The organism is Mesorhizobium sp. B2-6-1 (assembly GCF_006440475.1).
Taxonomy (GTDB): domain Bacteria; phylum Pseudomonadota; class Alphaproteobacteria; order Rhizobiales; family Rhizobiaceae; genus Mesorhizobium.
Map to the genome: position 1 here is coordinate 250,990 of NZ_VFUH01000009.1, position 10,288 is coordinate 261,277.

The following is a 10,288-nucleotide window of genomic DNA, read 5'->3' on the forward strand; positions in this document are numbered from 1 at the left end:
TTACCCCTTCTGTGAAGTGTAGCGGCGTTGCGTATCACCGAACCCGCCGTTCACCTGGCCCTGATGATACTCGCCGATCGCCTCCTGGGCGCCTTGCTTGGACAGCGTTCGGATATGATCATCACCGCTGGCGCCGTTGACGTGGACATGCAGTTCGACGTTGGGCTGCCTGTTCGAATTGCCGGCCGATGCCATCTGCATCGACCTCGCATTGCTGCGGATGGTGTCGCCGGCGCGAAGCCTGCGGAGCTCCGGACCGCGCTCACCAACCCATGCCCAGCCCTCTGGGGCCGATTCGGTGCCATCGGCGAAACCGAACAACTTCGGGATGAAGCTGAAGATCGAGCTTAGGAAGCCACCGCCACCGCCGCTAGGTGCCGCGGCGCCGCCTCCCGAATATCCCAGAATATCCGACAGCGTAGTGTTGGCCTGGAAATTCGACGGCTTCAGTCCGTCCAGGATGGAGGCGAGGCCGCCTTTGCCGCCAATCCCGCCGGCGAGCGCCTGCACCGTGTTGCTGACGCTACTATCCAGGCCACCAAGGCTTCCGGCGGCCTTGTCCACCGCGGCGTTGAACTTGTCGACATAGACGGAACCGGTGGTGCCCAGGACATCCCTGGCACCGGCGCCGCTCGATAGCGGCCGGCCGGTGAACCAGGCTGATGCCGCATCTTGCGGATTTCCGTACTTCGACAGGTATTTGCCGAACTGCTTCGCGAAGATCGCGTCCTGCGCGCCGGAGTCGGCGAGGAACTGGCTCGGCGATAGGGTCTTGCCAAGGGCATCCTGCGACCACGAAGGCAGGTTGCTCTTCATGACCTGATAGGCGCCGAGCGCCTGGTTGCCATTTTTCAGGACTGGCCCCAGCGCTGAATACCCACCGCTACCAGCGCTCTCAATCGAGCGGATCGCGGCGGCATATTGCGCCATGCTGCCGCCGGTCGCGCCCAACGGCGCGCGCGTGACGGCTCCAGGCGCATAGTTATCGTTGGCACCACCGAGCACGGCACCGACGATGCCCGACCCCGCACCGAGTGCGCCGCCGGCGCCTTTGCCGCCGCTCATCCAGTTGGCAAAGGCGGTGCCAAGCCTGTCGAAGATGGCTTCCCACTGCTTGTCCATCGAATGCGTCAGCGCATTCAGGATCGAAGTCCCAAGCGCCTTGCCGATGTTGCCGCCGTTCTTGAGAAGCTCGCTCTTGAAGTCGTTGAGGAAGCTGGTTGCCATCTCCTTGTTGTCGGAGAACACCTGGTTGGAACGCATCCGCTGCGCTTCCGGCGAGTTGAGATCGACGGGCAAGCCGGCGCCGCGCAGACGGGATGCAATCGCCTGCTCTTGTGAGGTGCGGCCGAGCTGGTCACGCTCGAAAGCGAGATCTCGTGAAAGATTGGCGCGGGCGATCTGATCAGCGAATTTGCCGTATTCTGCCGCCTTTTCCTTGATCCGCTCGATTTCCTGCTCGTCGGCGGCGACGCCGTTGCGAGCCGCCTCGGCGCGGAGCTGCGCGATTTGATCGAACTCCATGCGGAGCCTGGCGGCTTCGCCAGCGGTTTTCCCGACGAGGTCGAGATCGAGCTGCTGGCCGGCAAGGGTCTGGTCAAGCGCACGAGCACGATCCTTCTGGGCCTCGGCCAACGAATGAACGGCTTGCGCGTAAGCGAGGGCGCCGGCGCTCGCAATCCTGTACTGCCGGACGTCGTCGCTCTCACCGGCGGCACTCGGCCGGGCAGCCTCCGTCGCCATAGCGGCCGCGCGCAACTGATTAGGAGATTTGGCGCCGATACCGCCGAGTGCAGCGGCACGCTGCCGCTCCATCCATGTCAGATTGGCGCTGTTCCGATCCTCATAGTCCTGGCGGGGCTGGATGTCGGCGAAGCTTGGATACCTGCCGTTGTTCAAGGCGTCGATTGCTGCCTTCGCGGCGGGCAAGGCGAGTGCTGCCTTCGCGGCGGCATCGGTAAGCTTCAGCAGCGCTGAGGCTTCATTGGTCAGCGCTTCGTTGTTGCGATCGAGATCCCATTTCTCCGTGATTGCTTTGCGAAAGGCGAGAAGATCAGGGTTACCTTGTGCGATTGTGCCCTGGAATTTATCGATCTCGGCGGCAAAATCCTTGAACTGCGATGTCACGCTCGGGCCGAACTGCGATCCACCTTGCAGACCGTTGGCATTGGCGGTCATACTCCGCGATGCCGTGCGTGTAGCTTCTGCGAGAGAGAGCCTCAGCTCCAGCTCGGTGATAGCGGTCGGAATTGCAATTCCAGCGCGGCCCTCATTGGATGCCGCCTTGCCGTAGGCGATCGCGCTGTCAGCGGCCTCACCGTAGGCATCCTTCAGCGCCCGAATGTTTTTCTCGTGATCCTTGAGGACCTCGTCGACATCGCGGATGTGCTCGCGCCCGAAGGTCGCATACGCGGCTAGCCCAGCGACGGCGGCTGTCGTTGCCACCGTGACAGCACCAAGCGGTGTCGCAACGAAGCTGAGGAGGCCGCCACCAATCGCCTTCAAGGACCCCAAGGCGCCGGCAGGCCCGCTTTCCAGGGCGTCAAAGACCTGGCCAGCCTGAGAAGCGAAGACCTGCATCAACGGGGCGCCGAGCGCAAACATCGTGATGACGTCATTGCCCTGGCGCGACAGATTGAGCAGTTGGCCCGACGTCAGGCGCGCGGAATTGCCGACCTCATCGAGCGGCTTGCGGGCTGCAACGAAGCGAGCGTTTGCCGCCGTGACCGCAAGCGCGAGCTCGGTTTGTCCCCTGGCCATGATCGCCGAGGAATCCGCAGTCTGGCCGAATTTCTTGTAGATGCCGTCGAGGATTGGCCCAGTTTGCGTGATCGCGATCTTGCCGGTGTCGACCCCCTTGGCGAGCTGGTTGATCGCCGAGTTGAATTTCTGGGAGGCCGCGAAGCCTTCGACGTACTGGCGCGACAGCCGCGCGAGGACGTCGCCAGATTCGCTGATCTTGGGGGCTGCGGCGCCGACAGCCGTTCCAACTGCTGCAATCCCAACCGCTGCGTTTCGGCTCGACGCCGTCATCGCGGCGTCAGCAGCAACCTTCTGCTGCGCCCCGGCGACGTATTTCGAGGCGTCAATGTCGGCGGAGACGCGGAGGCTGGAAAGCTGAACTGTCATTTGCGTTTAGCCTCCTCTTCCTTGTCTTTTTCAGCTGTGTAGAGCAGCCATTCGGTATCGATGGCCGTCATGAACCGATGGAAGGTCTCGAAGGCTTCACCCTCGATGCCGTAACGACGTGCATATGTGTCGAGGGTGACGAAGCTGATCGGGCTTTCACCACCGAATGCGCCGTACTGGCGATCGAACCGAAGTGCTTCCCAGGCTCGCCAGTAGAACTCGTGCCAGAACTCGGGTTTTGCGTCATGCGGCCGAGACGGCAGCTGCGATTTCGGGAACTCATTCGGGTATTGGGCCGCCAGTTTCAGCAGCCAGGTATCGAGGCCTTTCCGCTTCAGATCGTAGCGGAAGGCCGCTGTTAGTTTTTTGCGGCGGCCTCGACGAACTCGACCTTACGTTTGCCGACCAGGCCGGCGCAATAGTAAGTGATATCGCGCAGGACGCGGTGTTCCTCGGCCACCAAGACATTGCTCACAACGTCAGGGGAGTACTCGATGTCGAGACCGCGCCAGCCAAGCAGAAGATGCTGAACGGCGAGCTCACCGTTGATCCGCGCTTGCGCATCCGGCGGGACCTGGCCGTCAGGATAGTCGAGCTTGATTTTCTCCAGCGCGGCTTGTCTTGCCGTCATGTACGGCGGGTAGTTTGTCGAACGGACGAGAAGCGCGAGACCGGGCAGCGGCGTCATCTCGAATGGCTTCTCCGGGTTTAGACCACCCCATTCCTTGGGCTCAATCCAGTCGCCCTCGCGTTCTTTTTTGAGATCTGCAGCAAGGCTGCCTAGCTTGATCGTCATGTCGGTGGATCCTTTGTCGGGAGGAAACGGGCGACGCCCCGACAGCGCCGCCCGCCTTCGCGCGCAAACTTTCCCCGGTGTCGGGCCGGGATTTGGGATCAGGCCTCGAAGTACTCAAACCGGTCCCAGATGAGGCTGGCAGCCGTCAGGGCATCCTTCGACACCATGCCGGCGAGCGCCATGGTGACATCCTGGTTCTTACCGCCGGCTGAGGGAGCGCCGCCGGTGAAGGTCAGCCGCGGCAGCGCCATCACGACGGCCTGGCCGTCCTTGGCGGTGCGGCAGTTCAGGTTGCCGACGGTGCCGGCGAGCAGCTTGGTGAGAAGCGCGTTGTCGCCGAAGTAGGTCTCCAGCGTGACGTCGATCGCGAGTTCGCCGACGCCGATATCGACGGAGCCGATGTTGCCAACAGCCGTCTTCATGCGGAGATTGTTGTTGACGTTCATCGTCAACGCCCGGATCCAGTTCGGTGAACCCACAGATGCCCCGGATTCAGCGATGCGGCCGACGTCGACATTGGCGGCCATGATGCGATTGGTGGTTTCTGCATCCGGGGAGGCATCGAGAGGCGTGGTGCCTTGCTCGCCGGTGAGACCGTTCATCGTGAACGAACCCGAGATCACCTGTTCCGTGGTCCAGTTGAAGGAGGCCTGGCCAACGACCATGCCGCGCTGCGCGATATAGGTCGGCACGGCCTGGCCCATGAAGCCACGCTCGATCGTCTGCGACGTCATCGTGACGCCGTTCTTGATCTGATCGCCGAACCACACCTTGATAGTCTTTCCGGAGCCGTCATCTGTGGTCCAGCCCACGGGCAGGTTGTCGAGCGGAATTTTGGTCGCCGTGATGGCTCCGGAAGTCCTGGCCCATCCGTTGCAGACCGCAGCCGCAAACTTATCGCCTGCCGCGATGCCCCCGATCTTGACCCACTGACCTGGCACCAGCCCGAGAGTGGTGAAATCGAGCGCGGTCGATCCCAGACCATCGGCCAGCGCGGTGACGTCGCCAGAGGCACCCTGGAAGCCAACCACCTTGATGCGTGCCGCTGCCGGCGGCGCCGCTTCCGTGACGAAGCCGGCGCCGAGAAACGCCGGAGCGGTGGCGCCGCCAGTGGTGCACTTGAAGACACCGTTGTTCGCCCCGGTAGCGAACCCGGAGAACCTGGCGATCTGTCCCGCGGCAAAGGCGGGGCCAGTCGTACAGGTCACCACATCCGTGGTGCCGGTGAGCGCCGTGATGACGCTATCGGCGGTGCCGTCGTTGTCACGGGTCGGGGTGTTGACCCAAGGATTGAACATCATGGACTGCATGAAGTCGGCAAGCGACCCGTCCTGCACGGGGTAGGAGAATTCGAAATTCACGGGACCCGAGTTCTGCTCGTTGATCTTGATCGGATCCGCGTTCATGCGGTCGGACCGCAGCTCGGCGGACTGCACGAACTGAGGCTCGTACTTCAAACCCTCGCCGGTGATGCGCATGGTGCGCATGCGTGGGGTAACGGGAGTGACGCCGAGCGAGGATTCCCGCACGGTGGTAAGGCGCAGACGATTGGAATCTGTCACTGGGTTTCTCCATGAAAAAACCCGCTACGGCGGGGCCGAGCGGGCGGTTCTGGTGGTCAGGAAGGCGAAGCGGACTATTTGTCCTTTGAGGATGGCGCAGCGGCCTTCTCGGCCTGGGCAGGCTTGGGCGTCCCGATGAACTTGCGCGCCTTCAGGTCCTCGAAGGAGTGCGGCGAGAGATCGTCGGTTTCGCGGACCGGATCGCCAACAGCATACCGGCGTGACGTCGAGTTGAAGGGCTTCAGAACATTGTTCATTGGTCGAGCTCCCAGTCGATTGTTGCGGTCATGCGGTAGTAGTTTCCATCCTGCGTTCCCCGCTCGCCGGCGCCGATCGAGGCGTCGCGGAAGCGGATGCCGGCGATTTCCTGGCCGCGGAAGAGATCGACCAGCTGCTTGGCGTAGACGCGGCCGGCCCGGGAGCCGGTTTCGTTCGGAGTGAGAACATGCATGAGAACCTGGCCGCCTTCGCGCCAGCGATTCGCAAGCACGGGTTCGGCGCCGATCGAGGCGAGATCGAAGAAGTCGCCGAAGATCTCGACGAGCACCCATGCCTCCGGGGTGTCGCCGATCGGGGAGGGCTCGTTTTCAAACACCATCGGCGTCCGGCCGGCCCAGGCCGCCAACAGGTAGTCGTGGATGCCGTCAAAGGCTTCGGGACTGGACATCAGAGCGCGTTCATCACGAGTGCGGGATAGGTCAGCATGGCGCCGGCTCGCTCGCCCGTTCGAAGCCGGTAGGGCGCCATGGTGGAGATCCCGCTCGGTACCTCGACGAACTTCATCTCGACGCGGTACGAATTGCCGAAGCGCCGGCGCAGCGCCCCTCTCGCCGTTTCGAAGTGACGTGCCGGCACTGACAGCGACATCGATCCGGTTTCAATGCGGCGTGTGTACGGCTGCGGATTGAAGATGATGACCTCGGCGTCGCCGCGAAGCTTGGTGAAGTCGGTGACGACGGTCCTGCCGCCGACGACAACCAGGAACGAGCGGGCGTAGCGCCCCGATTTCCGTGGGCTTCGCTTCACGAGCTCCTCGAGCGCTGCGGTGATTATGTCCGCCCACCAGTTGAAGACATAAAGGATCGGTCCTGGCGCCTGCACCGATTCCTCGGCGGCGCCGGCGCGGCCGTTGACGTAGCGGTCGAAATTCGGGCTACCCTCGCCGGACGCGACGACCCGTGCGATCTCCTCACGAGCAAACTTGGCGACGGCTGCGTTGATTGCAGCTGGCTCCAGGCCGGCTGTGGCAACCTTGAGGTCGCGCTCGAAGGTGGCAAAGCTGGCCATCAGCCCCGCACCATAAGCTTTAAACGGACGACGACGTCTTGGACCCGGATATGCCCGGCGAACTGCACGTTCGCCTCGGCGCCGGCGATCAGCACCTTGTCGCCGATCTTCAGCGGTAACAGCGCCTCGATCATGGACGGACTGAGGACGACGAGACGATCCGTTTGCTGGACGTCGCCGACGAGCTCATCGGGTTTCACCGGGCGGATCGCGGCCGGGACAGAGGCAACGTCGATCTTCGGCCGCGGCGTCCCCGTCGGCGCGGTGTAGCGCCGGATCGTGACGGTCTCGCCGGCGTCGGCAAGGGCGGCGTCGAGGTCGGCGATGAGGGACGCCGGAGTTGTCACGAAATCCACCAATTGCGGTACCGGGCGAGCTGACCGGCCACGATGTCCGGAACCGCACCTTCAGTGGATTGCCCCGGTACTGAGCCGACCCAGAAGCCGCGCTCCACACGGCGAACGTCGGGGATGTCGACAACCTCGCTTTTCAGCGACGGATCGCGGTCCTTTTCCGCCCATGCAAGACGCATGAAATCCATTGCGGCCTGTTTCAGGTCGCCCGGGATCGTCGCGAAGGTGAAACCGGCCTTGTAGACAACCACGATTTTGGAGGCACACCAGCGGACGTGTTGATCGCTGCAAAGACGTGCGGCGAGGCCAGATTCGGGATCGACGACGAAATCGGTATCGAATGTGATCGCCGTATCATCCTCGGTGAGGCTGGTGATCTCGATTTTGTGCCGCCGAGAAAGGATGATCTCAGCGAGATGGACACCCCGAAACGTCTCGGTGAGGGTTTCTTGAAGGAGGGTGGGCTCCCCGCCGGCGCCGATGGCGATTTTGCATTCCGCCATGATGGCGGCGGCAAGGCGGAGATCGAGTGCGGCGAGCTTTGCATCTTGCGACGCATCACCGGCGGCGAGGCCGGCTGCTTCGCGCCGTTCGGACTGAGTGAGCAGCGAGAGGTCGCCTGCCGGCGTGGTAACTGCAAGGGATGAGCGCATCGCTGCCTCCACCAGTCAAAAGGCAGCGCTATTCGGCCGCCAGTTGCAGCGCCGCGATCACGTCGCCCTTGTTCTTGGCTTCAGAGATATCGACGCCGCGTTCCGCAGCCAGGGCGTCGAGCTCGGCGCGCGTCATCTTCTCGAGGTCTTCGTCGGGGTCGTTGACCTCGACAGGATCAGCGGGCGGAACCTCGTGCCCGGCCAAAGCCAGCGCGAATGAACGCGCCGCCGGCAGGTTCGGGATGAATTCCTGGTTCACGACGACGCCGCCGGCATCGATGACGTCGAAGCCGCCACCTTCGCTCGCGACCGCACGATAGCCATCCGGCATCTCGTCCGGGCGGATGGCGGAATAGGTCGGTGCCGGGGTAAGACCTGCCTCGGCGATTTCATCGTCGGTCACTTCGGCGCAAGTCCCCATTCCGAGGCTCGCCGTCGCGGCGTGGTAGGGCAATTCGATGATGGTGCCGGCCTCACGACCGATCAATTGGCGAACGAACATTGGGCGTGCTCCGGGTTGAAAAGGGAGAGGAGGGCCGCTTCTTCGGCGGCCCTCGGGCTGTAGCGACCCGCTATCAGTCGATAATGGCGCTCGGCGGTGTCGTCTGCTGGTAGCGGAGATCCACCAAGAGAAACTCCGCCTGGGTGATGTTCGCCGCGTTGGACGCGCCGGTCGTGAAATAGAGGCAGTCGAAGCCGTTCGCCATGTCGAGCAGGGCCGGATCGATTTCGAAGACCACCTGCTTGTTCTTGACGGCCGCATCGGTGGTGTAGTTCACCGCATCGGTGCGTCGGATCAGCGTGTCGGTAAGCGAGGTGTCGAGGTTCGACCAGATCGGCACCGCGTTGGCGAGGACCTTGGCGCCTGTGCCGGCGACGTCCTGGGCTTGCATCGGGGTCAACGCGATGGTGGCAGCGTTGCCCTGCGTGAGGTGGATCAAAATGTAAGCCTTGCCAACGTTCTTCAGGCTGACGATGTCCGAGCTGCGGCCCGCGGCATCGGCCGCAGGCGCGATGCCTTCAACGAGCTTCATCTGGTGCGGAAGGGTGAATTTGGTCATTGCGGTCTCCTAGGACAGCGAGAATAGGTTGATCGGGGGAGCGGTGAGCCGGCCCGAAGGCCGGCCCGTTGGCGCAGGGATTATCGCGTCTGGAGGGCGATGAACGGGCTCTGCGTCGCAGTGCCTTTGAACGGCGTCATCGGCGCAGCCCAGATCGGCTGGCCGTTGAAGCGGTATACGAACCGGAAGCAGGTCTCGTCGTAGATGAACCTGACGTGGATCGACGAGGCCGACTGCATCGGGCCCTTGTCGATCGCCAGGTACTGCGACAGATCGGCGAGCACGATGTCGCCGGCGGTGCCCAGCGTGGCAGCATATTCAACCGGTATGACCGGCCGGCCCATCAGGGTCGCATACTGGTTGCCGTTGGCGCCAGGCGGGGTGAAGATGACCTGCGGGGTTGCGATGCCGCCGACGTTTTCGGTGCCGGCCACATTCTTGATCTTGATGTTGAACTGGTAGAGCTGCGGTTCAACATCCTGGTTAACAAGCCAGACCGCATTTTTGCGAGACCGCGCCGGCATGCGGGCCCACATTTTCAGGATGTTCTCCGCCACGATGGTGGCGGCGACCTGGCTGGCCTCCTTGTTCACTGTGATGGTGGAACCACCGTTGAGGAAGCCGAGCGGCATGCCGGAGCCGTTGCCGTTCATGATGGCGTCTTCGATCCTGAAGACGAACTCGTCTGCGAACGCCTGGCGGAGCCAAGATTCCAGCGCCGTGCTGTCCTGCAGCAGCTCGTCGGTCGCATAGCAAAGACCGGTGAGCTTATCGAGCTCCATCTTGATGCGACGGAACTTCGGCTGGCTGGCGGTCTTCAACTGGGCCTCACCGGTCCAGTAGGACAGGATGCCGCCCCAGCGCGAACCGTTGGCGCGACTGGTTTCATCGACACCGTTCATGTTGATGCCGTTGGAGTTCGGTCCAATTCCGATGCGGCGAACACGGCTGGCGATTTCGCCGCTCTCGTAGGTGTTCTGCAGCAGCTCGTTGTTGAAGTCGTTCTGCACCAGGAAGCCGCCGTCGGCCGCGATCCCTTCCGACAGTCCGGTCGGGCCGGACATGATCAGGCGAGGATCGGCCGAGCCGCGATAATCGGGGTTGCCTGCGCGAGCGACTGCCATCATCTGCTCACCAAGGGTGGCGAAACGCTGCTCGCTGCCGCGGCCGCCGCGATCGCGCTGGTCGGTATCGACATTGGCATCTATGGCGCCGCCGATTGAGCGCTGGCGCTCCATCTGACGCTCGGCACGGACGATCTGTGCGTCGATGTCGGTCAGTTCGGCCGAAATCGCGTCGTCGCGCGCCGCTTCAGCCTCGGTGAGGCCGCGATTCTCGGCGGTGGCGACGTCGAAGACGCCCTGGGCCTCTTTGACGAGGTCGGCGCGCTTCTGGCGAAGGACTTTAATGCTCATTTTAGGTCTCCACGTTGCTGAAAACCGGGCAG

At 63.1% G+C, this 10,288-nt stretch carries 11 protein-coding genes; all 11 read right to left on the reverse strand.

The annotated features are described in order from the left end of the window. Positions 1 to 3,129, reverse strand: coding sequence for a phage tail length tape measure family protein (locus tag FJ443_RS19980; RefSeq protein WP_140665478.1), 3,129 nt, complete (start codon positions 3,127 to 3,129; stop codon positions 1 to 3). 358 nt (positions 3,130 to 3,487) lie between these two features. Next, a complete protein-coding gene (locus FJ443_RS19985) occupies positions 3,488 to 3,925 on the reverse strand; it encodes a hypothetical protein (protein WP_140665480.1) in 438 nt (145 codons plus the stop codon). Between the two features lie 98 nt (positions 3,926 to 4,023). Further along, positions 4,024 to 5,487: a phage tail tube protein gene (locus FJ443_RS19990; protein WP_140665483.1), complete on the reverse strand. Its 1,464-nt coding sequence runs from the start codon at positions 5,485 to 5,487 to the stop codon at positions 4,024 to 4,026. A gap of 74 nt (positions 5,488 to 5,561) precedes the next feature. Continuing rightward, positions 5,562 to 5,744, reverse strand: a complete 183-nt coding sequence (locus FJ443_RS19995) for a hypothetical protein (RefSeq protein WP_140665486.1) — start codon at positions 5,742 to 5,744, stop codon at positions 5,562 to 5,564. After that, positions 5,741 to 6,154, reverse strand: a complete 414-nt coding sequence (locus FJ443_RS20000; RefSeq protein WP_140583672.1) for a hypothetical protein — start codon at positions 6,152 to 6,154, stop codon at positions 5,741 to 5,743. Before FJ443_RS20000 ends, FJ443_RS19995 begins: the two co-directional genes overlap by 4 nt. Beyond that, complete coding sequence (locus FJ443_RS20005; RefSeq protein WP_140665489.1) at positions 6,154 to 6,774, reverse strand: hypothetical protein; 621 nt, start codon at positions 6,772 to 6,774, stop codon at positions 6,154 to 6,156. Before FJ443_RS20005 ends, FJ443_RS20000 begins: the two co-directional genes overlap by 1 nt. After that, a complete protein-coding gene (locus tag FJ443_RS20010; RefSeq protein WP_140665492.1) occupies positions 6,774 to 7,133 on the reverse strand; it encodes a hypothetical protein in 360 nt (119 codons plus the stop codon). The genes FJ443_RS20005 and FJ443_RS20010 overlap by 1 nt, the downstream gene beginning before the upstream one ends. Then, on the reverse strand, positions 7,118 to 7,780 hold the full coding sequence (locus tag FJ443_RS20015) for a hypothetical protein (protein WP_140665495.1): 663 nt from the start codon (positions 7,778 to 7,780) through the stop codon (positions 7,118 to 7,120). Before FJ443_RS20015 ends, FJ443_RS20010 begins: the two co-directional genes overlap by 16 nt. 28 nt (positions 7,781 to 7,808) lie before the next feature. Next, positions 7,809 to 8,282, reverse strand: a complete 474-nt coding sequence (locus tag FJ443_RS20020; protein ID WP_140665498.1) for a Rho termination factor N-terminal domain-containing protein — start codon at positions 8,280 to 8,282, stop codon at positions 7,809 to 7,811. A gap of 73 nt (positions 8,283 to 8,355) precedes the next feature. Beyond that, positions 8,356 to 8,841, reverse strand: coding sequence for a hypothetical protein (locus tag FJ443_RS20025; RefSeq protein ID WP_140665500.1), 486 nt, complete (start codon positions 8,839 to 8,841; stop codon positions 8,356 to 8,358). Between the two features lie 80 nt (positions 8,842 to 8,921). After that, a complete protein-coding gene (locus tag FJ443_RS20030) occupies positions 8,922 to 10,256 on the reverse strand; it encodes a phage major capsid protein (RefSeq protein ID WP_140665503.1) in 1,335 nt (444 codons plus the stop codon). Positions 10,257 to 10,288: the final 32 nt, after the last annotated feature.

Coding starts and splice junctions, on each gene's coding strand:
- FJ443_RS19980 (WP_140665478.1), bottom strand. CDS start 3,129: ATGACAGTTCAGCTTTCCAGCCTCCGCGTCTCCGCCGACATTGACGCC.
- FJ443_RS19985 (WP_140665480.1), bottom strand. CDS start 3,925: ATGACGATCAAGCTAGGCAGCCTTGCTGCAGATCTCAAAAAAGAACGC.
- FJ443_RS19995 (WP_140665486.1), bottom strand. CDS start 5,744: ATGAACAATGTTCTGAAGCCCTTCAACTCGACGTCACGCCGGTATGCT.
- FJ443_RS20000 (WP_140583672.1), bottom strand. CDS start 6,154: ATGTCCAGTCCCGAAGCCTTTGACGGCATCCACGACTACCTGTTGGCG.
- FJ443_RS20005 (WP_140665489.1), bottom strand. CDS start 6,774: ATGGCCAGCTTTGCCACCTTCGAGCGCGACCTCAAGGTTGCCACAGCC.
- FJ443_RS20015 (WP_140665495.1), bottom strand. CDS start 7,780: ATGCGCTCATCCCTTGCAGTTACCACGCCGGCAGGCGACCTCTCGCTG.
- FJ443_RS20020 (WP_140665498.1), bottom strand. CDS start 8,282: ATGTTCGTTCGCCAATTGATCGGTCGTGAGGCCGGCACCATCATCGAA.
- FJ443_RS20025 (WP_140665500.1), bottom strand. CDS start 8,841: ATGACCAAATTCACCCTTCCGCACCAGATGAAGCTCGTTGAAGGCATC.
- FJ443_RS20030 (WP_140665503.1), bottom strand. CDS start 10,256: ATGAGCATTAAAGTCCTTCGCCAGAAGCGCGCCGACCTCGTCAAAGAG.